Annotated in this window: 18 protein-coding genes; 8 read left to right on the top strand and 10 right to left on the bottom strand. The window is 59.4% G+C overall.

The features are described from left to right. Positions 1 to 75 precede the first annotated feature (75 nt). The 6 genes from HF945_RS08835 (at position 76) to HF945_RS08810 (ending at position 5523) form a co-directional block, all read left to right on the top strand. Complete coding sequence (locus tag HF945_RS08835; protein WP_290525362.1) at positions 76 to 2037, top strand: ATP-dependent DNA helicase; 1962 nt, start codon at positions 76 to 78, stop codon at positions 2035 to 2037. Beyond that, complete coding sequence (gene tsaB / locus HF945_RS08830) at positions 2034 to 2717, top strand: tRNA (adenosine(37)-N6)-threonylcarbamoyltransferase complex dimerization subunit type 1 TsaB (protein WP_290525361.1); 684 nt, start codon at positions 2034 to 2036, stop codon at positions 2715 to 2717. The genes HF945_RS08835 and tsaB overlap by 4 nt, the downstream gene beginning before the upstream one ends. Next, the gene (locus tag HF945_RS08825; protein WP_290525360.1) at positions 2714 to 3151 is read left to right on the top strand and encodes a thioesterase family protein; all 438 of its coding nucleotides are present in this window, start codon (positions 2714 to 2716) and stop codon (positions 3149 to 3151) included. Before tsaB ends, HF945_RS08825 begins: the two co-directional genes overlap by 4 nt. 31 nt (positions 3152 to 3182) lie before the next feature. Continuing rightward, positions 3183 to 3980 (top strand): undecaprenyl-diphosphate phosphatase, encoded by a 798-nt coding sequence (locus HF945_RS08820; RefSeq protein WP_290525359.1) that lies wholly within the window; start codon positions 3183 to 3185, stop codon positions 3978 to 3980. A 3-nt stretch (positions 3981 to 3983) separates the two neighbouring features. After that, a complete protein-coding gene (locus HF945_RS08815) occupies positions 3984 to 4709 on the top strand; it encodes a class I SAM-dependent methyltransferase (RefSeq protein WP_290525358.1) in 726 nt (241 codons plus the stop codon). A 118-nt stretch (positions 4710 to 4827) separates the two neighbouring features. Beyond that, positions 4828 to 5523, top strand: coding sequence for an outer membrane beta-barrel protein (locus tag HF945_RS08810; protein WP_290525357.1), 696 nt, complete (start codon positions 4828 to 4830; stop codon positions 5521 to 5523). An 83-nt stretch (positions 5524 to 5606) separates the two neighbouring features. Here the strand turns inward: HF945_RS08810 and plsB are convergent, their stop codons facing one another. After that, on the bottom strand, positions 5607 to 8078 hold the full coding sequence (plsB, locus tag HF945_RS08805; RefSeq protein WP_290525356.1) for a glycerol-3-phosphate 1-O-acyltransferase PlsB: 2472 nt from the start codon (positions 8076 to 8078) through the stop codon (positions 5607 to 5609). A gap of 211 nt (positions 8079 to 8289) precedes the next feature. Between plsB and HF945_RS08800 the strand changes: the two genes are divergently transcribed. After that, positions 8290 to 9159 carry a Dyp-type peroxidase gene (locus tag HF945_RS08800; RefSeq protein WP_290525355.1) on the top strand — a complete coding sequence of 290 codons (870 nt, stop codon included), beginning with the start codon at positions 8290 to 8292 and terminating at the stop codon, positions 9157 to 9159. A gap of 220 nt (positions 9160 to 9379) precedes the next feature. After that, positions 9380 to 9508 carry a cytochrome c oxidase subunit CcoM gene (gene ccoM / locus HF945_RS08795; protein WP_290525354.1) on the top strand — a complete coding sequence of 43 codons (129 nt, stop codon included), beginning with the start codon at positions 9380 to 9382 and terminating at the stop codon, positions 9506 to 9508. 126 nt (positions 9509 to 9634) lie between these two features. Here ccoM and HF945_RS08790 read toward each other — a convergent pair whose 3' ends face one another. The 9 genes from HF945_RS08790 to HF945_RS08750 form a co-directional block, all read right to left on the bottom strand. Next, positions 9635 to 11230, bottom strand: coding sequence for an aldehyde dehydrogenase family protein (locus tag HF945_RS08790; RefSeq protein ID WP_290525353.1), 1596 nt, complete (start codon positions 11228 to 11230; stop codon positions 9635 to 9637). 222 nt (positions 11231 to 11452) lie between these two features. Then, positions 11453 to 13549, bottom strand: a complete 2097-nt coding sequence (locus tag HF945_RS08785; RefSeq protein ID WP_290525352.1) for an FUSC family protein — start codon at positions 13547 to 13549, stop codon at positions 11453 to 11455. Beyond that, positions 13539 to 14372 (bottom strand): HlyD family secretion protein, encoded by an 834-nt coding sequence (locus HF945_RS08780; RefSeq protein WP_290525351.1) that lies wholly within the window; start codon positions 14370 to 14372, stop codon positions 13539 to 13541. The genes HF945_RS08785 and HF945_RS08780 overlap by 11 nt, the downstream gene beginning before the upstream one ends. Before the next feature lie 15 nt (positions 14373 to 14387). Continuing rightward, on the bottom strand, positions 14388 to 14588 hold the full coding sequence (locus tag HF945_RS08775) for a DUF1656 domain-containing protein (protein ID WP_035230830.1): 201 nt from the start codon (positions 14586 to 14588) through the stop codon (positions 14388 to 14390). A 352-nt stretch (positions 14589 to 14940) separates the two neighbouring features. Next, entirely contained in the window at positions 14941 to 16071 is a 1131-nt protein-coding gene (dapE, locus tag HF945_RS08770; protein WP_290525350.1) for a succinyl-diaminopimelate desuccinylase, read from the bottom strand. A gap of 287 nt (positions 16072 to 16358) precedes the next feature. Further along, the gene (gene dapD, locus HF945_RS08765; protein WP_290525349.1) at positions 16359 to 17393 is read right to left on the bottom strand and encodes a 2,3,4,5-tetrahydropyridine-2,6-dicarboxylate N-succinyltransferase; all 1035 of its coding nucleotides are present in this window, start codon (positions 17391 to 17393) and stop codon (positions 16359 to 16361) included. A gap of 35 nt (positions 17394 to 17428) precedes the next feature. Beyond that, on the bottom strand, positions 17429 to 17776 hold the full coding sequence (locus HF945_RS08760; protein WP_290525348.1) for an ArsC family reductase: 348 nt from the start codon (positions 17774 to 17776) through the stop codon (positions 17429 to 17431). A gap of 167 nt (positions 17777 to 17943) precedes the next feature. Then, positions 17944 to 19122: a succinyldiaminopimelate transaminase gene (dapC, locus tag HF945_RS08755; protein WP_290525347.1), complete on the bottom strand. Its 1179-nt coding sequence runs from the start codon at positions 19120 to 19122 to the stop codon at positions 17944 to 17946. 3 nt (positions 19123 to 19125) lie between these two features. Next, on the bottom strand, positions 19126 to 21798 hold the full coding sequence (locus HF945_RS08750) for a [protein-PII] uridylyltransferase (RefSeq protein ID WP_290525346.1): 2673 nt from the start codon (positions 21796 to 21798) through the stop codon (positions 19126 to 19128). Between the last annotated feature and the right edge of the window lie 56 nt (positions 21799 to 21854).

The following is a 21854-nucleotide window of genomic DNA, read 5'->3' as shown; positions in this document are numbered from 1 at the left end:
TTCCTGCAGTGAATCGGCTATGCTCTCACGCGCTCGCGCCATGCTCGGGCAGCCTTTATTGATTCAGGAAATGTTGTGACCAGTGCCCGTTCCCATCTTACCGATTTAACGCGATTTGCGCCGCTGTTGCCGGGGTATCAACCCCGTGAGCCTCAGTTGGAAATGGCGGACGCTGTGGAGACCGCAATCCGCAGTGGTGGAACGCTGATGGTGGAAGCGGAAACAGGCACCGGCAAGACGCTGGCCTATCTGGTGCCGGCATTGCTGTCGGAAGGGCCCACATTGGTTTCCACCGGCACCAAAAGCCTTCAGGACCAGCTGTTTTTCAAGGACTTGCCGCTGGTACGCAAGGCGCTGGGCTTGCCGCGCAAGGTGGCCTTGTTGAAAGGGCGGGCTAACTACCTTTGTCCTTATCGTCTTGAGCTGCATCAGGAAGAAGCCCGTTTCCTGACCCGGGAAACCGTAGAACAAATGCAGATTGTGGCGCACTGGGCGGGGCGTACCCGCACCGGAGATATCGCCGAGTTACAGCAGCTCCCTGAAGACGCGCCCATCTGGCCATGGGTGACCAGCACAGCGGATAATTGCCTGGGCACTGATTGCCCCAGTTACCAGGAATGCCCGCTGATGAATGCGCGCAAGGAGGCACAGGAGGCAGACCTGGTGGTGGTCAATCATCATCTGTTTTTTGCCGATGCCGCCCTGCGGGGCAGTGGCGCTGGCATGGAGCTGCTGCCCAGTGCCAATACGGTAATTTTCGATGAGGCTCACCAGCTACCGGAAATTGCTGCGGCGTTTTTTGGTGACACCCTCAGTACCCGCCAGGTTCAGGAACTGGGGCGGGACAGCCTTTCTGAAGCCGGTCAGACCACCGCGGATCTGGCTACGCTCAACCAGCTGATCGCCAGTGTGGAAAAGGGCTGCCTGGATTTTCGCCTCAGTCTTGGCGAGATGGAGCGGCGGGCGCCCTGGTCCGAGGTGTGTGATAACGAAGCGGTGATGCGGGCCGGTGAAGACCTGCTTGAAGCCCTGCGCCAGCTGGATGTATTTCTGGGGCCGCTGGGCAAGGCCAGCCGCGGTATGGAAGCCTGTTCCCGACGCGCCAGTGAGCACGTGGATTGTCTGGCCGCTTATCTGCAGGGGGACCAGCCCAACCGGGTGTACTGGTTCGAAACGTTCAAACGGACCGTGGTGCTGCACAGCACCCCCCTGTCCGTCTCCGCTCAGCTGCGCGCCCAGCGCGAACGCAATCCCTGCAGCTGGGTTCTGACCTCGGCCACGTTGTCGGTGGGCGGGCGTTTTGAGCATATCCAGAAACGACTGGGGTTGGACAGCGCGGATACCCTGAGACTGGAAAGCCCGTTCGACTTCAAGAAACAGGCGGTATTCTATGCCCCTGAAGGGCTACCTCAGCCCAGTGATCCGGCCTATACCCGTGAGCTGACCGAACAGATGGTGCCGGTGATCGAAGCCGCCGGCGGGCGCACGTTTTTCCTGTTCACCAGCCATCGAGCCCTTCGTGAAGCGGCGGAGATCCTGCGCACGCGTATTACCTATCCCCTGTTGGTGCAGGGCGAGTCGGGTCGCCGTGAACTGCTGGACAGTTTCAGGGACAAAGGCAATGCGGTACTGCTGGGCACCAGCAGTTTCTGGGAGGGCATTGATGTGCGCGGTGATGCGCTCAGCTGTGTCATCATCGACAAGCTGCCGTTTGGTTCTCCAGGGGACCCGGTGGCCGCCGCGCGTATTGAACATATCAACCGCAATGGTGGTAATGCGTTCCGTGATTATCAGCTCCCCCAGGCGGTGCTGGCGTTACGTCAGGGGGCTGGACGACTGATCCGGGATCCGCAGGATACCGGCCTGCTGGTGGTGGCAGACCCGCGGCTGCTGACCAAGAGCTACGGTAAACTGTTCGTCAACAGCCTGCCCAACATGACCAAGACCCGCAAACTGGACGTGGTCCAACGGTTCTTTGCCTATTTGGCCCGACAGCTGCACGGCGAAAAACCCACTGAGAAAGAAGGCCAAGCATGACACGAATTCTGGCTCTGGAAACGGCAGGGGAGTCCTGCTCGGTGGCATTGCTGGATGACAGCCTGCCCGCCGGACAACAGATACGCGAAACCTTCGAGATTGCCCCGCGCAAGCAGACTGAAATGGCTCTGCCCATGGTGGACACTATGCTCGCTGCGGCTAACTTGTCGCTGCGTGAGCTGGACTGTATTGCCTTTGGCCATGGCCCCGGCGCCTTTACCGGTGTGCGTGTGGCTGCGGCTGTCGCCCAGGGGCTGGCGTTTTCCGCAGAGCTGCCGGTGGTGGGCGTCTCAACCCTGGCCGCCTGTGCACTGAGTGTGACGCCGCCGCCTAACGGTCAGGTGATCGCCTGTTTTGATGCGCGTATGGGCGAGGTATACCTCGGTGCCTACCGGATTCACGGTGAGCAGGTGGAAACGCTCTTGCCAGACAGCCTGTTCAAACCCGACGCGCTCCCTGACCTGGATGGCCAATGGCTGATTGCCGGTTCGGGGCTGGTGTACCAGGACGCGCTGGAGGCCAAATATGACGCAAGCATTTGCGTCCCTGACGCCCACCCCCATGCCCAGGCAGTGGCTCAACTGGCATTATCCGCCTTTGTGCGCGGGGAGGCGGTGAGTGCCGAGTTGGCCCAGCCGGTCTATCTGCGTGATCAGGTTATTCAGGGAGCGGTGCGATGATCAAATGGGATCTGCCCAATGAGCATGTATTGGCGGTGACGGTGCCCGCTGAATCCATTGATGTAATGGGGCATGTGAATAACACCGAGTATCTGCGTTTCATGGAAAAGATTGCCTGGGACCACACCACAGTGCTGGGTCTGGGCTGGGATCTCTACCAGAGCCTCAACCGCGCCATGGTGGCCCGGCGAACCGAAGTGGACTACCTGGCTCCCGCCTTTGAAGGGGAAACGTTGCTGATTGGTACCTGGATTGTGGACAACGACCAGCGTCTCAGCATTACCCGGCGATACCAGATTATTCGCGAGTCGGACGGTGTGACCTTGTTGCGTGGGCGCACCCAGTGGGTGTGCGTGGCGCTGGACTCGGGCAGGCCAAAACGCATGCCTGCAGAATTTGTGAAAGGCTATCAGGTCACCGCCAGCGAAGCGTGACCATCAATCATTCCAGCTGTAAGGAAACGCCATGGATTGGTTTCAGGCGCTGATTCTTGCCCTGATTCAGGGACTCACCGAATTCTTGCCGATATCCAGTTCGGCACACCTGATTCTGCCGTCTGAAGTGCTGGGCTGGCCGGATCAGGGGCTGGCTTTCGATGTGGCTGTTCATCTGGGAACCCTGCTGGCGGTGATGGCCTATTATCGCCGTGATATCGGCGCCATGATCGGTGGCGCGGGGCAGGCGGTGGTGCAGCGCCAGATGAATCAGGATCTGCGTCTGGGCCTGTTGGTGGTGTTGGCAACGGTTCCTGCCGTGGTGTTCGGTGTGCTGGGGGATGATTTCATTGAGCGTGAGCTCCGCTCGGCGCTGGTCATCGCCATTACCACCCTGGTGTTTGGCGGGCTGCTGTGGCTTGCCGATGCCTTTGGCTCCCGTTCCCGCTCCCTGGCCCAGCTGGGCATTGTCGGGGCCCTGCTGGTGGGGTTTGCCCAGGCGCTGGCGTTGATTCCCGGAACCTCGCGCAGCGGTATCACGATTACCGCCGCACTGGCATTGGGGCTGCGCCGGGAAGACGCGGCCCGTTTCTCCTTTCTGATGTCCATACCGGTGATTCTGGGCGCAGGGCTGCTGAAGACCCGTGATTTGCTGGAGCTGCAGGCGCCCGTGGATTGGGGGTTGATGGCATTGGGGGCTGCGGTCAGCGCGATCACGGCCTATTTGACCATCGTCTTCTTCATCCGTCTGCTGGAACGTCTCGGCATGCTCCCTTTCGTGGTGTACCGACTGGTACTCGGGGTCGCGCTACTGGTGTGGCTGGCCTGAAGGATGAGTGTGTTGGTGGGGTTGCTGCCTGATTGTCCCGAAGCACTGCCAGGCCAAAGGGTGGCCAATGAGCATGACGCTTTGGCGGCAGGTTGCAGGTTGGTCATGGGCATCCACGATGGCCGTCTCAGCCTGTGGGTGCCAGAAGGTCGGGAAACCCCGCTAGCTGTGGATTTCAGCCAGGGCAAGCAGGGTTACCGGCTGGACCCGGACCGGGTGCGCCATGAGCGACTGATCAAGGCGCTGGGCAAGCCCCGTGATGGCCGCAGGCGAGTGGTGGACGCGACCGCAGGGCTGGGACGTGATGCGGCACTGATTGCCCAGGCCGGTTTTGAGGTGGTGCTGATAGAGCGTTCACCACTGGTGCATGCCCTGCTGTCAGATGGCCTGGCCCGTGCGCCGTCAGCGCTGTCTGATCAGATGACCCTGCTGCCCTGCCAGGATAGTCGTGATCTTCAGGAGCACACATTGCATGCGGTCTACCTTGACCCCATGTTTCCCTCTCGTGAGAAAAGCGCTGCAGTCAAAAAGGATCTGCTGTGGCTGCAATGGCTGAATGACTACCCGTCTTCTGAAGAAGAGCATGCGTTGCTACAGTGGGCCCGTGAGCAATCTCCCCATCGAATTGTGGTCAAGCGCCCGGCCAAGGCCCCCCAGCTTGCCGGACAAGCTCCCGGTTTTAGCCAGAAGGGCAAGGCTGTTCGTTTTGATGTCTATCCTCTGGGCTAGCCCCTCTTCGTTTCAAAAACATTCATTTGGATAATGTTCTTCATTCCCTGCCATTGCCCATAGTTTAATCGGGAACGCTGTGTTGTTAACTGGGTCACTTTTTCTCAAGGAGAGGGAAATGAAAACGTTTGGACTCTTTTGCGTCCTGTTGACGCTGAGTGGCCAGCTATTGGCTGGTCCATTTGTACGAGTGGGATATGGTTATTCTGACTATCGCAGCCAGGATATGTCCATCAAGCATGAGGGGTATCCCGAGATTACGCTGAGCAATTATGATCCAGGCGGTGCCGACCAGGTGTTGTTCAGCGCCGGCTATTTTGTGAACCCGCATTTCCGTGCCGAGCTGGCGCTGGATATGGGGCTGGCCAGCAAGGATACCGACCGGGTGACCTATACCCGGGGCGCATCGGTAACCGGTGAGATTTCCGCGGAAGCCTACAGTCGCCTGTTTCTGGTCAACGGGTACTTCCACTTCAGCGATGTCCGTGGGGCAGGGCGGTTCGACCCTTATGTGGGGGGCGGTGTCGGTCTGGCGGTGAACCGTTTTGAAGGTGTCAGTACTCGCATCCCGACCACCAGTGCCACCGTCAGTGACAGTGACGATACCGATTGGGCGTTCAAGCTGGGTGGCGGGGTAATGTACTGGATAACGGACAGCTTCAGCGCAGACCTTTCCGTTTCCTATACCAATGCGGGGTCGCTGACCACTGAAGACCGCGCCTTCCTGAAAGGGGTGTCTGTGCCTTTTGCGGAGGGGATGGAGCTGGATCTTGAAAGCTTCAATTACGGATTGGCGGTGCTGTACCAGTTCTGAGTCCGCGGAGCTGGGCGCCGTCAGGCGGTGCGTGATGCGCTTTCAGTCAACACGCCCTCTCCTTGCGGGAGGGCGTGTCTGTGTCAGGGTTGACTGGCCACCCGTGTTACCCGCTGGATGGCATCACGGATATCCGGGCTGAGAATGCGGTTGGCTTCATCATCCAGGGATTCCAGCTTGGGATCGAACACCAGCGCGCCGGCCTCGTCGGTGGTGACCAGACCGGTGCTGAATAGCTGACTGATAAAATTCTTCAGCACGACCTTGTCGAAAAATTCCGGGGAATTGAACTCATACAGCAGTGACAGGCGCTGAGCTGTCTGGTGAGCCAGTTCGCCCAGTTGCTCTGCATTGAGCATGCCTGAGCCATACTGCACCAACAGGCGGATAGTCAGGTAGTAACGCTCCAGGGACGGCATCACCGTCTGCCCCAGATGCTCCAGCATATCTGCTTCATGGGTATGGATGGGCGCACCTATCAGCTTGTCGCCATCGCGGCTGATGAGCTTGCGTTCTTCCAGTACGGCAACCATGTCATCCACCGCTTTGGCCAGCGCCTCACCTTCGTCCCAGTGCAGGAAATACTCGTTCCGCAGGAAGGGGTAGAGCAGCTGCACCATGCTCTGCAGGGTTTCCCGATGAATGGCGCGGGCGTTCATCACCAGCGAACAGATCAGGCCGGGAAGGATGAACAGATGAACGCTGTTGTTGCGGACATAGGCCATCTGCAGCGCAGTCTTCTCATCGGTGGTTACCACGTCACCCAGCTTGTGCTGGATACGGTCCAGGAAGTCATTTTCCAGCCCGTAATCGATCAGGGCCTGGGCGTCGTCGTTGGCGATGGCTGCGCAACGGCTGTAGGGCGCCTGATTGAGCAAGGCAATGTAGAGATCCAGCTGTTCCCGAAGCTGGGCAATGTCCATCGTGTGCTTGGGCGAGGCAAGCAGGGCGAGACTGAGCAGGTTGATCGGGTTGGCCACTGCTGCCGCATTGATGGATTCCACGACCTGTTGTCCCAGCTCATCAACCACATGCTTAAACCAGGGGGGCGTGTCCGTGCTGACCGGTGATTCCTGCCGCCAGTTGCCATGGTGCTGATCCAGGAAGTCCACCAGCTTGATCGGTTCACCAAAGTTGACGTGCACCTGGCCAAAGTAGCTGCGTAACACAGACAGGGACTTCATCAGCCCGCCCACGGATTCTTTCTGCTTCTTCTCCCCGTGCAGCTCACCAATGTAGGAGCCGGATTCAATCACCTTTTCATAGCCGATATAGACGGGCACGAAAGCGATGGGCTTGCGTGAATCACGAAGGAAACTGCGCAGTGTCATGGCCAGCATGCCGGTTCGCGGCTTGAGCATGCGCCCACTGCGGCTGCGGCCGCCTTCCACGAAATATTCGATAGAGAAGCCACGGGCAGTAATGGTATGCAGGTATTCGCTGAAGACGCTGGCATAGAGGGGGTTGTCGCGAAAACTGCGGCGCATGAAGAACGCGCCCCCACGGCGCAGAATGGTTCCCACCACGGGCAGGTTCAGGTTGATGCCGGCGGCGATGTGCGGCGGTACCAGACCATTGCGGTACACCAGGAAGGAGAGCAGCAGATAATCGATGTGACTGCGGTGGCAGGGCACATAGATCACTTCGTGGTCCTCTGCGACCTTGGTCAGGTTGTCCATGTTGTAGATACGCAGACCACCGTAGAGACGGTTCCAGACCCAGTTCAGGAAAAGCTCCAGAAAGCGGATGACGGTATGAGAGTAATCCGCGGCAATTTCCATCACATAATTGCGGGCCTTGGCTTCCAGTTTTTCCGGGCTGGTTTCAAGCCTCTTGGCTTCAGCCCGGAGGGTCTCCTGCACCACGGGAGATTCCACCACCGCGTTGGCAAGGGTGCGCCGGTGGGAAAGGTCAGGGCCGATGGCGGCTTCCCGCTGGCGGCGGAAGTGCACCCGCAGGATGCGCGAAGCCTTGCGAACTGCCTGCTCGTCAGTCTGGCACTGATCGACCAGGGTGCGCAGTGACATGGGCTGGTTGAACTTCACATACAGCTGACGGCCCTGAGTGATAATGATAAAAAATTTCTTGATGAAACCGGCCGGTGACCAGTTGTCAGAGAACAGGATTCGCCAGAACGAGTTCTCTTTTTCCGGCCGCCGTCCCCAGAAAACGGAAACGGGTACCAGCTGCACGTCTGCGCCGGGGTTTTCTCTCAGCGCGCTGACCATTTTTTCCAGCCGTGGCGGGGAGACCGGGGCATTCTGTCTGCGGTTGCTGAACTGGCGGCGATAGAGCTGGAAGTAGCTGTGCCGCAGTCGTGTCTTGCCCAGGGTCAGACCGCCAAGGGCAGAGGACAACCCCAACTGCCGTGCGGATTGGTCGGCGGCGGCCGCGTCGGAGGCTGAGCGATTACGCAGCACATAGACAACCGGCGTGTTCGGTTTCAGCTGCAGATCTTCGGGGTTGCTGGGCAGTGCGTTTGCACGTGTACACAACCGCAGAAAGATGCGGATCAGGAAAAAGGCAAGATGATCCAGTCCAAACCAGGGATTCATAGTGATGATCAGTTAACTAATGTGTGCCAATCTTATCGGAAGGGCCGCTGGTGGGACACCAGTGGATATTTCATTTTGTTTCAATTGGGCAGTAATTTACATTCCCTGTACCGCCGGTTTTGTCCCTGCTGACACAATAGCGGATAATCCCGTGGCAGGATTGGCCCCACTGACAAGCAGGGCCCAGGATCAGACAATCAAGGAGTTGCAGGTGTCGACACCGCAAGCGGGTATTTTTGACCGTAGTTTCCAATACCATCTCTTTTTCGAATTCTGCCTCACCAGTGGCTTGCCGGATGACGCTGTGGAGGCATTGGTGCAGCGTCTCAATGCCCTCAAGCAGGACGGCACCCCGGTGATGCTGGCCTTCGGCCCTAACCTGTGGTCACGTCTGGACAACCGCTTCAGTTTCCCGCCGTTTTCCCTGGAGGGGCATGTGCCTGCCACCCAGGGGGATCTCTGGATCTGGGTACAGGGCAAGACCCGCAGTGATGTGTTCGATACCGCCCTGAAAGTACGTGATGCGGTGGGTGATGACCTGGCGGTGCAACTGGAGTTGAGCGGTTTTGTCTACCATGACATGCGCGACCTGACCGGCTTTGTGGATGGTATCGGCAACCCCACCGGTGAGAAGGCGGAAAAGGCCACCTTCATTCCTGAGGCTCACCCGGGTGCCGGCGGAAGCTGGCTGCTGACCCAGAAATGGGTGCATGACCTGAAGGCCTTCAACAAACTGCCGGTAGATGAGCAGGAACGTGTTTTTGGCCGGACCAAGGCAGATGCCGTGGAATTTGATGAAGACAAGATGCCGCCGGACTCCCATGTGGGACGCACGGACGTGGATCGCGACGGCGTCCCCCAGAAAATGTGGCGTCGTTCTGTGCCCTACGGCGATACCAGCGAACATGGCCTTTACTTCGTGTCTTTCACCTGCGAGCTGGACCGTTTCGATTACCTGCTCAGGCGCATGTACGGTATCGCTGATGACACCGTCAAGGATCGCCTGTTGGAGTTTTCCCGGCCAGTGATGAGTTCGTGGTGGTATGTGCCGACGCAGGATTGGCTCGACGGGATTAATTAACAGTGAATAGTTAATAGTGAATAGTGCGCGGGACTGATCCGTGCCTGTTTCTATGCAAGAGGCCGCGTCCAGGCATTGGGCGTGGCCTCTTGTGTTTGGGTGATCAGGATTTTGCTTTGGGAGCTTGCTTGCAGGCGAAAATGCCTGATCTTGACCCAGATCATGACAGTCTTGGTGCAGAAGCCTATGCTGGAAGCATCAGGATAGAGGAGTGACAGTCATGTATACCGACAGCATGGTGCTTGCCAGCTTGGCTGTGATCGGCGGGATTTTCCTTTTTGCAGGCTGTTTCGCCCTGTTCATCTGGCTGGACGCTGCTAACGACGAAGAACCCAGCGACCAGAAATAGAGCTTCCCCAATCATTGCCAAATGCAAGAGGCCGCACCAATGCCTGGGCGCGGCCTCTTGTCTATCAGTACATGCGAGCGAGGCTCGCGCACTGTTCACTATTAACTGTTAACTATTCACTGCTCGTCAGGTTTTCCAGCGCGTAAACATCTTGCGCACCAGGAAGGGAGTCAGTTTCAGTGACGCGCCTAGCAATTGGCCGATGCTCCTGGGGAACACGAAGTGCAGGGCATTCTTCAGGCCCTTGTAGGTGGCTTCGTCGAACGGGTACCAGAATATATTCCGCTTGGAAGGCAGGATATCCCAGTTGATCGCCTTGGCCTGGGTCATCTCTTCCAGGCCTTCAGGCCCGTGGGTGCGGCCGATGCCGGATTCTTTCCAGCCGCCCCAGGGGGTTTCAGACAGGCCATGACTGTAGAGGTGATCGTTCACCGTGGTGACACCGGATTCCAGGCGAGCGCCGATGGCACGGCCCCGTTTGTTATTTCGGGTCCATACCGATGACGTCAGCGCCAGATGTGAGGCGTTGGCTTTCTGGATGGCTTCTTCCTCGTTGGCTACCCGTTGCACTGCCACCACAGGGCCAAAGGTTTCGTCGCAGACGGTCAGCATGTCATCGGTGACCTGGGTGAGCACTGTTGCCGGGAAAAAGAAGCCATTGTCCACATCGCCCACCGGGCGGGACTGGGCTTCTATGCGTGCCCCCTTGGCCAGAGCGTCTTCCACATGTTGTTGCACGGTGCGCAGCTGGCCTGCGGTGGTGAGGCTGCCAATATCCACGTCAAAGCCCTTGCAGCCCACACCATGGCGAAGTTGTCGTGTCTTGCGCGAGAGCAGGTCGACAAACTCATCATAGACCGCATCCACCACATAGATACGCTCCACGCCACCGCAGCTCTGCCCGGCGTTCTGAAAGCCTGCCCAGGCGGCCCCGTTGGTGGCCCGTTCCAAATCGGCGTCTTCCAGCACAATCATGGGGTCGTTGCCACCCAGCTCCAGAGAAACTGGCGTCAGGGTTTCGGCCGCCTGTGCCATAAGGGTCTTGCCGGCGGGAACACTACCGGTGAAAAACAGTTTGTTGACACCATTGTCGAACATGCCGGTGGCCACTTTGGCACCGGAACCCACCACATGGTGGAACAGGCCTTCCGGCAGCTCCCCGGCGGCAATGATGTTCTCGATTGCGCGGCCCACGGCCGGGGTGGCGGCGGCCACCTTGAGGATGATGGCGTTGCCTGCCATCAGGCCCATGACAATCTCGCCGAAAGGAATCGACAGCGGGTAGTTCCAGGGGCTGATGATACCGACTACACCCAGTGGTACGCGCATCATCTGGGTTCGTTTGTTGAAGAACAGAATGCTGCCGCCCGGACGGTGCTTTCCCTTCAGATGTTTTTCCGCATTTTTTGCATACCACTTGCAAGCCAGAGCGCAGGGCAACACTTCAGTGGCCAGTGCATCAGTGAGGGTCTTGCCGTTGCTTTCGCTGACTGTGCGGGCCAGATCGTCCGCACGATCGACGATGTAATCACGCATCAATTGAATATGGCGGGCCCGTTCCTTGAACGATTTTGCCGCCCAGATGGCCTGGGCTTCACGTGCTTTTTCGAAAATGGCCGGCAGGCGGGACAGGTCGGTTTCCTTGAGCTCGGCAACGGCTGATCCTGTGGCCGGGTTGGTGTCTACTACGACACCGGTTTCAATCTGTTCCTGAATGGTCATGGGAATGGCTCCATAACGACAGGCCATCCAGGGGCCTGTTGGGGGCATTGGGGTGGGCGGCTGCCCGGATGCGACTAGAAGACCATAGAGTAGACACTATGGCTAGGGCTGTTCGGGCCGGAATGGTCTGCCTCTGCAGCAAAGCCCTGTCTCACTGTTGTCCTTGCTCTATCCGCCCGGGAAGCGGTGAATGGGGCTTTTTGCAGTGAAAACCAGGGTCATTCAGGAAGAGGACTGGGCCGTCTCGGGAAGGTCTTCGGGCTGCCAATCCGGCCCCAGCCGCTCCGCCAGCCGAGGGAAGGTCAGGTTGATGCGCTCCAGGGCCCCTGCGATTTGCTGGCGTTGCCGATGGGTGATGGCGGGGGACGCTTCCATGGCTGCCAGCAGGGCGTCACAAGCCTGGCTGAAGCGCGCATCAGTGGTACCGAACGCGCACAGTTGATAAGCCGCGGCCAGTGCATGCTGCCAGTCGGCTGCCGCGGCCCGAAGCGGCTCGGCGGGCTGTGCCGGAATACGACTGTGAATCCACAGGGATACCTGGCCCAGATTGAGGCCGGTCAGTCCCAGATCGGTGAAATGACGGCGTGTTTCCGGCAGCGCCTTGTCGCAGATGGTGAGCCAGCGTAACCGGTCTGCCATGCGTGAATTGAGCCACTCTTCGCGCAGATTGGCGGGTTGTCCCAGCAGGGTGTGCAGGTCGATGGCGGTGTCGCGAATCAAGCGGCGCCGCAGCCCCGCGCCATTGGGTGGGGTGATCAGCCGAAACATCAGGAAGGCGAGAAACAGCCCGAGGGTGATCGCCAGGGCGTTGCTGGCCACCCGGGCGATGTCGAAGTCCATATGACTGCCTGGCTGCACCAGGATGATGAAAGGGGTGCAGAAGCCAAGCCCGTAGGGCAGGGTTTCGCGGCGGCTGATGGCCAGCAGGGCCACAAAAATGGGGCCGCCCAGGGCGAGAATCAGTAGCAGGAAGTGGTTGTTGGCCATGGACACCAGCGGCAGTGTCAGGAACAGAGCGGCCGGGCCTGCCAGGGCGGAGGTAATGGTGGCACGCTTGAGCACCTTGTCCGGTTCGGCCAGGCGCGCAAACATGATGGTAAAGATCACCGGCATGACCATCAGCATGATGGCCATGGGGCTGGCCGTGCCAATCCACAGGATGCTGGCGATCAGAAAAACCAGTGCACTGCGGATACCCACGGCGGAAGCCACCTGCCAGTCCCGGTAAGGTTTGAGGGTGGTAGCACGTAACTGCATATCTTCAGCAGAGTAGAGGGCACGATTGGCCTCCAGCGCCAGAATCAGGTCCCCGGTCAGATTCCGGGCCACCAGAAACAGGCGCCGCTGCAGCGCCGGGGCATCCTCCGGTTGTTGCTCACGTGCCTCTTTCAGGTAGCGCCGTAGGGCCCTGGCTTCAGTCATGGCCTGCTCCGCAGAGGAGGTTTCCCGCATGGCGGTAAAAGCGGTGCGCAACACCACCAGCAGCTTGCGCATTTCATCGGTCATCAGGTCATCGTGATAACGCATCAGGCGTCCGATAACCCGGCTGCGCGCCACCAGGGACAGGGTCTTGTGACAGATCAAGGTGGCGGCCCGGGCTCGCCCCGGGCCCTGACTGCCTTCGTAGGTGACCGCAGAGCTGTCATCACTGAGCGCAAAGATATCCTGCAACAGGGCATCCACCTGGCGGTGGCGACGGTTATGGGTACCGGTGGGATCCAGCTCCAGTTCCAGATAGGCCAGGGTCTGGTTCAGGGCATTGCGCGCATGGCTGCGCAGCAGCCCTTCCACCCGGGCGGGCCACAGCAGGTTGCTGACCAGCGTGGCGCAGACGGCGCCCAGGATAATTTCGCTGACCCGTGCCGTGGCCACGTGGAATATGCCAATGCTGGAGGTGGCATGGGGGTTGGCAATGGGAATCACCACAATCAGGGTGGCAGTAATCCCGGCCATGGCAAAACCGTAGATGAAATTGGCCTGTCGAACCCAGGCAGAAGCCCCGGCGTTGAGGCCAATCCACAGTGTCAGTGCGGCAATCGCGAGTACCGGGTAGGGGAGTAACCAGGCGAGTATCAGCAGCCCCATGGCCCCGCCCACCAGGGTGCCTCCGATCTGGCATAGCCCTTTTTCAATCACCAGCCCGGTCTCCGGGCGGATCTGCAGAAACACGGCGGAAATCAGGGCCCAGTAGGGACGCTCCAGCTGCAGTTGCATGGCCAGAAACAGGGCCAGGGCCATACTGAGAATGCCTTTGCAGGCAAAGATCACCGAACGCCTGTCCGGTGTCAGTACCGTTGCCAGTGCCGGATTAATCGTCATGCAGGCGCACCGTGGCAGTCATGCCGGCGGCCAGAAGAATGTGGTCGGGGATACTGTCCAGCTCGATATGCACGGGAATCCGTTGCGCCAGCCTTACCCAGTTGAAGGTCTGCTGTACCTGGGGAAGCAACTGCTGGTCGGTGCGGGTGTTGGCGTTGGCAATGGCCTGTCCCACGCTGGTGACTTTGCCTTGCAATGTGTGGGCGCCATTCATCAGAACCACCGAGGCCCGTTGGCCGATATGCACCAGCGGCAGTTTGGTTTCTTCGAAGTATCCTGTCACATAGAAGCTGCCGGACTTGACCATGGACAGTACCGGCTTGCCCCGTTGGGCAAAGTTGCCTTGCTGGATGGTCAGATTGACCACGGTGCCGTCGGCAGGTGCACGCACCTCGGTGCGTTCCAGATCCAGTTCAGCAGCACGCAGTTCGGCTTGGGCCATGTCCAGATCGGCGCTGGCCAGTTTGACGTTGAGAGCAGCCTGTTGGCGGGCATCGCCATTGCTGCTTTCACGATTCAACTCAGCCATGGCCAGGCGGGTCTGGGCCACTTCCATCTGTGCCCGGGCCTTGGTGATGGCGGCTTGATAGCGTTGAGGATCTACCCGCAGCAGCAGGGTGTCACGGCTTACGCGCTGGTTGTCCGTAACCGGCAATTCCGAGACCCAGCCAGAGACATCCGGTGACAGGGTGATGATTTCAGCGCGCACCTTGCCGTCCCGTGTCCAGGGGGCGTACAGGTAGTAATTCCAGATCCAGTTACCCGCGATGATGGCGAGCACCACGACAGCCACGGTGACGAGAATGCGAACAGGTTGTGACATGGGCGATGTCGGTCCTTAGCTCATGAGACCCAGGGTCAGGGCCAGATAGCAGACAAAGAGCGAGAGATAAAACCAGGGGCCTTTCCAGATGGCGCGGTGCCAGCCCAGTTGCCGCAACAGCAGCCAGCTGGCGGCGGTGCAGGCCAGTGCCACCAACACAAACAGCACCATGGGGCTGACCAGCAAGCCGCCAACCGGAATTTCATGCAGCCACATTGTTGTTCCCGGTGATCAGTATTTTAGACATGGTAGCGGATAATGGTGGGGGGCTGTAGGTGCTACGCGCCAGGGCGGGGGGAATCTGTAGAAGCTTGCCTGCAAGCGATCCGAGCCTTGGCGAGGTAAAAAGATTCGAGTTGCGAGAAGCGAGTTTCGAAAGGCAAAACCAGAAGCATGGAACGTGTTTTGTTTTTTGAGGTTTGATCCGTGTTTCTGGAATCCTTGCCTCGCTGTCGCTCGGATCGCCCAGGCAAGCTGGGCTCCTACAGCGGGGTATAGCGAGTGTTTTACCGATGCAAAAAGGCCCGCCCGGGTACCGGGCGGGCCTTTTTGCATCAGGCATCAGGCATCACGATCCCATCAGGTTTTCCAGCAGGCGAGTGTAGATCTTTGTCAGCGTTTCCAGTTCGCTGATGCTGGTGTGTTCGTCCACCTTGTGGATGGTGGCGTTGATGGGGCCGAGTTCGACAACCTGGCTACCTGTCGGCGCGATGAAGCGGCCGTCGCTGGTGCCGCCGGCGGTGGACAGTTCGGTGTCCTTACCGGTCACGTCACGGATAGCGTCCACCGTGGCATCTACCAGGGCTCCGCGGTCGGTGAGGAATGGTTGTCCGGACAGGGTCCAGGTCAGGTCGTAGTCCAGGCCGTGCTTGTCGAGAATCGCTTCAGTGCGCTCGCGCAAGATGGCGTCGGTGAGTTCAGTGGAAAAACGGAAATTGAAGACCACTTCGCAGGTGCCGGGAATCACGTTGGTGGCCCCGGTGCCGGCATTGATATTGGAAATCTGGAAGCTGGTGGCCGGGAAGAATTCGTTCCCCTGGTCCCATTCCACTGCGGACAGCTCGGCCAACGCAGGGGCCGCATCGTGTACCGGGTTGCGGGCCAGATGCGGGTAGGCCACATGGCCCTGGATCCCTTTCACCACCAGTTTGGCGCCGAGCGAGCCGCGACGTCCGTTCTTGATCACATCGCCCACGGTGTCGGTGGAAGAGGGCTCACCCACCAGACAGTAATCGATGTGTTCGTTACGGGCCTGCAGGGTCTCCACCACCTTGACGGTGCCGTTCACGGACGGTCCTTCCTCATCGGCGGTGATCAATAGTGCCAGGCTGCCTGTGTGCTCCGGGTTGGCCGCTACGAAGTCCTCAATGGCCACCATCATGGCGGCAATGGAGCCTTTCATGTCGGCGGTGCCCCGACCGTAAAGCAGATCCCCTTCCTCGGTGGGGATGAAGGGGTCGTATTTCCAGGCAGAGACATCCCCGGTGGGCACCACATCGGTATGCCCGGCAAAGGCAAACACGGGCCCTTCGCTGCCACGCCGCGCCCACAGGTTGCGGACTTCCTCGAACCACAGGGTTTCACACTCAAAGCCCAGGGCTTCCAGTTTTTCAATCATCCAGTCCTGACAGCCTTCGTCTTCAGGCGTGACGGAGGCGCGGCGGATGAGTTCCTTGGTGTAGTCGAGGGTGCGGGACATAGGGGCTCCTGAGTTGAAAGTTTAAAGTTGAAAGTTAAAAGGCGCGTGACAGCTCAGATTTGTTTTCTGGTTTGTTGCCCGCGGATTCCCGTCAAACAGGCGCGGGCAACAGGGTTGCAGATAAAGCTGGGCGTGATCGCGTTTCAACTTTCAACTCGCTCCTTTCAACTGATCCTGGTGCGAATAGGGTAGGAATGAACCCGCTGGCGGGTTCGCACCTCGAGAGGTGCTCCTACAGAAACAGGCGGGCACGCCGGCGTGTTGCGTGAAGCGTGCCGCGTGTTGCGTCAATTGTGCTTATGCAGTTCTTCGTTGAGGGCGATGGCGCTCTTGTTGGTGAGGCACTGCACGGCACCGTTGGTGGTGTTGCGACGGAACAGCAGGTCGGACTGGCCGGCCAGGTCGCGGGCCTTGACGGTTTCCACGATCTCGCCCTTGTCGTCCATCAGCTGGACCTTGGAGCCTGCGGTGATATAGAGACCGGCCTCGATGGTGCAGCGATCGCCCAGCGGGATGCCGGTGCCGGCATTGGCACCAAGCAGGCAGCCTTCGCCCAGGGAGATGATGATGTTACCGCCGCCGGACAGGGTGCCCATGGTGGAGGCGCCGCCGCCAATGTCAGAGCCCTTGCCTACGAAGACACCGGCGGAGATGCGGCCTTCGATCATGCCGGGGCCTTCGGTGCCGGCGTTAAAGTTGATGAAGCCTTCGTGCATGATGGTGGTACCTTCGCCCACGTAGGCGCCTAGACGGACACGGGAGGTGTCGGCGATACGCACGCCAGCCGGCACCACGTAGTCGGTCATTCTGGGGAACTTGTCCACACTGTTCACGGACAGCACCTTGCCGTTCAGGCGCGCCATCAGCTGACGTTCCTGCAGTTCTTCCAGATCTACCGCGCCTTCGTTGGTCCAGGCCACGTTGGGCAGCAGCGGGAAGATGCCGGACAGGTTTACACCGTGGGGCTTCACCAGGCGGTGGGAAATCAGGTGCAGTTTCAGGTAGGCCTCGGGCGTGGAGGCAGGCTCGGCATCGGTTTCCAGTACGGTCAATACCACCGGGGTGCCGGACTCCTGGAAGGCGACCGCATAGCTTGCCTCATGCTCGAAACCGGCTTCGCGCCACTCGCGGGCAATGTGCTGAACCTGACGGTGGGTCAGTTCGATGGCCGCGTTGCCGCCCTGGTAACCCAACTCTTCGCGGATGACTTCCACCAGCTTGTTGTCAGGATTGATGGCCGGGTCCGGGTAGTAGACTTCCAGCCAGTTGTCGTTACGGTTCTTGGTGCCGCAGCCCAGTGCGATGGCGAAGTAGTTGCTCATGAGGTCCTCTCTGTGAAATCGGTTGCGCAGGGCGCTTATTTCAAAAGTGCTTGCCACTCGTCGGCCTTGAAGCCGGCGGTGAGAATCTTGTCGTTCTGCAGAATCGGTCGCTTGATGATGGACGGATTCTCCAGTGCCACGGCCACGGCCTTGATGGCATCCATGGTGTCTTTGGTGGCGTCATCCAGCTTGCGCCAGGTGGTGCCCCGCTTGTTGATCACGGTTTCCCAGCCCAGGGCTTCCAGCCAGTGCAGCAGGGATGCTTCAGGCACGCCTTCCTTCTTGTAGTCATGGAAGTGATAGGCCACACCGTTGTCATCCAGCCATTTCATGGCTTTCTTCATGGTATCGCAGTTCTTGATACCGAAGATGGTCAGTTCCATGTTTCTTCCTTAAATTCAGCTACAAGTTACAAGCCTCAACGCGGGATGAGCTGCAGTGAACGCCAGTGTCATCGCCGCGCTTCACCACAAGGCTTGTGGGCGGGCAGGGCGGTATGGATCTCTTCCAACTTGATCCGTGTTGCTGCTTGAAGCTTGTAGCTTGCTGCTTATAACGTATCCAGCAACGCCTTGATGCGCCTGGCGCCTTCAATACATTCTTCCAGCGGTGCCACCAGTGCCATTCTTACCCGATTTTCTCCCGGGTTCTTGCCATTGACGGTGCGTGACAGGTAGCGGCCGGGAAGTACGGTCACGTTCTGCTCGGCCTGCAAGCGTTGGGCAAATTCTTCATCGCTGATCGGCGTCTTTGGCCACAGGTAGAAGCCGGCCTCCGGGGCGGATACCTTAAGGGGGCCGCCGAGAATGTCCAGCACGGCATCGAATTTTTCCCGGTAAAGCGCGCGGTTGGCCGCTACATGCTGCTCATCATTCCAGGCGGCAATGCTGGCCAGCTGGTGATGAATAGGCATGGCACAGCCGTGGTAGGTGCGGTAGCGGAGGAAGCGCTTGAGCACTTCGCTATCGCCGGCGGCAAAACCGGAGCGCAGGCCGGGGAGATTGGAGCGCTTGGACAGGGAGTGAAAGACGACGCAGCGGCGATAGTCATGTCGGCCCATTTCTGCACAGGCTTCCAACAGTCCGGCCGGCGGCTTGTCCCGGTAGATTTCGGAATAGCATTCGTCCGAGGCAATCACGAAGTCATACTTGTCGGCCAGTTCGATGAGCGCCTTCAGTTGTGCCTTGCTGAGTGTAGCCCCGGTGGGGTTGCCGGGGGTGCAAATGAACAACAACTGGGTGCGGATCCAGGTGTCCTCGCTGACCGCATCAAAGTCCGGTTGCAGCCCGGTGCTGTCGGTGCAGGGCAGGTACATGGGCTCGCCGCCGGCCAGCAGGGTGGCTCCTTCATAGATCTGGTAGAAGGGGTTGGGCATGAGCACAAGGGGCTGGCGTTGGCGATCAATCACCGCCTGGGTAAAGGCAAACAGGGCCTCCCGGGTGCCATTCACCGGTAGCACTTGGCTGTTGTCGATGGCCTGCAGGTGAAAGCGGCGCTTTAGCCACTGGGCGATGGCGTCGTTCAGTTCCGGCAGGCCGGCGGTAGTGGGGTAATTGGAAAGCCGGGCTGTGTTGTCCCGGATCACCTGCTGCACAAACTCCGGAGAGGGATGCTTGGGTTCGCCAATGGACAGGGCAATGGGTGACTTGTCCGAAGCCGGCAGGCCACTGAACAGTGCCTTGAGTTTCTCAAACGGGTAGGGGTGCAGCCGTTCCAGATCTGGATTCATGGGTTACTGATTTCCGTTGTTCTTGTCGTCGAGCTCTTGTCTGAGGGTTTCCTGAAGTTCCTGGCACAGGGCGGGATCGGAAACCGGCTCACCGTCGAGATCGGTAATGAAGAAGACGTCTTCTGCGCGCTCGCCAAGGGTGGCAATGCGGGCATTCTGCACCAGCAGCTCAAAGCGCATGAAGATACGACCGATGTGCGCCAGCAGGCCAGGGCGGTCCAGCGTCTGGATATCCACGGCGGTGCGGTCGTTGACAATATCGTTGCTGATAATGACCTGGGTGGGCACGTCAAAATGCTTGTTTCGACGCGGCATGCGTCGGCTCACCGTACTGGCGAAGCGTTCGGGATGCTTGAGGGTCTCGGTGAGAGTCTTGCGGATCTGCTCGATACGCGCCCAGTCCTCGCCGATGGGGGTGCCCTGTTCGTCCAGAACGATATAGGTGTCCAGGCTGAAACCATCCACGCTGGTGATAATGCGGGCGTCCATGATGGTCAGGCCGAGAGTGTCCAGGGCGTTTACGGTGGCGCTGAACAGGTTTCGGGTGTCCGGGGTGTAGATAAAGATCTGCGAGCCGCCAGCAATGGAGGTCTGGCTGGTTTCCCCGATCAGCACCAGCGGATCGCTGGGGTCTTCACGATCGAGCATGGCTTCGGTATGCCAGGCGATATCCCGTGGCGTTTCCCGCAGGAAGTATTCATCCCCGATGTTGGCCCACAACGCCTCGATGTCCGAGGCGTCGTGATCCTGCCCGGTGAGCAGCTTCATGGCTTCATCGCGTGTTTCGTCGATCCAGTCCTGCTTGTCCACCGGATTGTTGAGGCCGCGTCGCAGGGCGCGCTTGGTTTCGGTGTAGAGCTGACGCAACAGTGAGGCGCGCCAGGAATTCCACAAGGTGGGGTTGGTGGCGTTGATGTCTGCCACAGTGAGCACGTAGAGATAATCCAGGTGCACCAGATCGCCCACCTTGCGGGCGAATTCGTAGACCACATCCGGGTCTGAGATGTCCTTGCGCTGGGCGGTGACGCTCATCACCAGGTGATTTTTCACCAGCCAGGCCACCAGTTTGCCATCCCAGGCACTCAGGCCGTGACGCTGGCAGAAGTCCAGTGCATCCACTTCTCCGAGGCTGGAATGGTCGCCGCCGCGGCCCTTGGCGATATCATGGTAAAGGCCAGCGGTATACAGCAATTCGGGTTTGGGAAGACGGTAGAAGACTTCGGTGGCCAGCGGATACTCATCGCGCATGTCTTCGTAGCGGAGCCGGCGCATGTGCTTGATTACCAGCAGGGTGTGCGCGTCCACGGTGTAAATGTGGAACAGGTCGTACTGCATCATCCCGATGATGGCGCCAAACTCCGGCAGATAACGGCCCAGGATGCTGTAGCGTTTCATGCGCCGCAGCTGGGTGAAGAGAGCATTGGGGCTGCGCAGCAGCTGCATGAACAGGGCGGTGTTCGTTGGGTCCGCCCGGAAGGCATCATCAATCTGGCGGCGGTTATAGATCAACGCCCGAATGGTGGTGGCGCGAATCCCCTTGAGGTCCGGGTTCTGGGCCATCAGCACAAAGGTTTCCAGCAGGGCAGAGGGCTGCTCGCTAAACACTTCCGGATGGGTGATTTCCAGGTACTCGTTGCGTACCTGAAAACGGCGATTGAGAGGGCGAACCTGTTCCGGCTCATCACTGCGCAGGATGGCTTCGTCAAACAGCTGCAGCAGCATTTCGTTGAGTACCGACAATGCCAGCGCCACCCGATAGAAGCCTTTCATAAACACTTCCACGCCCAGGTTGGCGCTGGAGTCTTCATGGCCGAGCCGGGCTGCCAGCTGCCGCTGGTGATCGAACAGCAACCGGTTCTCATTGCGGCCGGTCAGCACGTGCAGCTGCCAGCGCACCTCCCAGAGATAATCCAGGCACTTGCGCAGCACCGAGTATTCTTCCTTGGTGAGGAATTCGGCGTCGACCAGGGCTTCCAGGCTGTCAGCGTTGAAATGCCGCTTGGCCACCCAGGCGATCATTTGTACATCGCGAAGGCCGCCCGGGGCATTCTTGATATCGGGTTCCAGGTTGTACTCGGTGTCATTGAAACGTTTGTGGCGGCCAACCTGTTCTTCCCACTTGGCAGCGAAAAAGGCGGCGGAGTCCCACATCTGGTCCGGGCCGGTGCGCTCCTCCAGTTTAATGCGCAGGCCGTCGTCGCCGGCCAGGGTGCGCGCTTCCATGATATTGGTGGCCACGGTGATGTCTTCCCGGGCCAGTTCCACGCACTGATCCAGGGTGCGCACTGCATGGCCGATTTCCAGGCCAATGTCCCACAGAAAGGCCACAAAGCGCTCAAGGCTGTCGAACAGGGAATTATTGCTGCTGTCTGCAATCAGCATCAGCAGGTCCACGTCTGAACAGGGATGCAGTTCACCGCGGCCGTAGCCGCCCACGGCCACCAGGGCGGCATCGTTGTGCTCGGCGAGACCGAACAGGGACCAGGCGGCAATCATTACCTGATCGACCAGTTCGGCACGGGCATGGACCAGATCGGTGATGTCGGCAGTTTCGAACTGCTGGTTCAGGCGCTCCTGGCCCTGCTCAAGGTACTGGCGGGCGTACTGGCCGGGTTGGGCGCTCTCCTGCATGGCGTTGAGGAGGGCTTGCTGGGTAAGCACGGGGGTGAGCTGCATTATTGTCCTGTGATGTAAGGCTGACGAACAGCGGGCGCTCTGCATCATGCAGGACG

The sequence above is a fragment of the Alcanivorax sp. genome, assembly GCF_017794965.1.
GTDB lineage: Bacteria > Pseudomonadota > Gammaproteobacteria > Pseudomonadales > Alcanivoracaceae > Alcanivorax.
Note: the sequence above shows the minus strand (reverse complement) of the source record. Positions and strands in the feature narration are given on the sequence as shown.

Bases quoted from the DNA above. Each gene is read 5' to 3' on its own strand.
- tsaB (WP_290525361.1), top strand. From the start codon at position 2,034: ATGACACGAATTCTGGCTCTGGAAACGGCAGGGGAGTCCTGCTCGGTG.
- HF945_RS08825 (WP_290525360.1), top strand. From the start codon at position 2,714: ATGATCAAATGGGATCTGCCCAATGAGCATGTATTGGCGGTGACGGTG.
- HF945_RS08820 (WP_290525359.1), top strand. From the start codon at position 3,183: ATGGATTGGTTTCAGGCGCTGATTCTTGCCCTGATTCAGGGACTCACC.
- HF945_RS08815 (WP_290525358.1), top strand. From the start codon at position 3,984: ATGAGTGTGTTGGTGGGGTTGCTGCCTGATTGTCCCGAAGCACTGCCA.
- HF945_RS08810 (WP_290525357.1), top strand. From the start codon at position 4,828: ATGAAAACGTTTGGACTCTTTTGCGTCCTGTTGACGCTGAGTGGCCAG.
- plsB (WP_290525356.1), bottom strand. From the start codon at position 8,078: ATGAATCCCTGGTTTGGACTGGATCATCTTGCCTTTTTCCTGATCCGC.
- ccoM (WP_290525354.1), top strand. From the start codon at position 9,380: ATGTATACCGACAGCATGGTGCTTGCCAGCTTGGCTGTGATCGGCGGG.
- HF945_RS08790 (WP_290525353.1), bottom strand. From the start codon at position 11,230: ATGACCATTCAGGAACAGATTGAAACCGGTGTCGTAGTAGACACCAAC.
- HF945_RS08785 (WP_290525352.1), bottom strand. From the start codon at position 13,549: ATGACGATTAATCCGGCACTGGCAACGGTACTGACACCGGACAGGCGT.
- HF945_RS08780 (WP_290525351.1), bottom strand. From the start codon at position 14,372: ATGTCACAACCTGTTCGCATTCTCGTCACCGTGGCTGTCGTGGTGCTC.
- HF945_RS08775 (WP_035230830.1), bottom strand. From the start codon at position 14,588: ATGTGGCTGCATGAAATTCCGGTTGGCGGCTTGCTGGTCAGCCCCATG.
- dapE (WP_290525350.1), bottom strand. From the start codon at position 16,071: ATGTCCCGCACCCTCGACTACACCAAGGAACTCATCCGCCGCGCCTCC.
- dapD (WP_290525349.1), bottom strand. From the start codon at position 17,393: ATGAGCAACTACTTCGCCATCGCACTGGGCTGCGGCACCAAGAACCGT.
- HF945_RS08760 (WP_290525348.1), bottom strand. From the start codon at position 17,776: ATGGAACTGACCATCTTCGGTATCAAGAACTGCGATACCATGAAGAAA.
- dapC (WP_290525347.1), bottom strand. From the start codon at position 19,122: ATGAATCCAGATCTGGAACGGCTGCACCCCTACCCGTTTGAGAAACTC.
- HF945_RS08750 (WP_290525346.1), bottom strand. From the start codon at position 21,798: ATGCAGCTCACCCCCGTGCTTACCCAGCAAGCCCTCCTCAACGCCATG.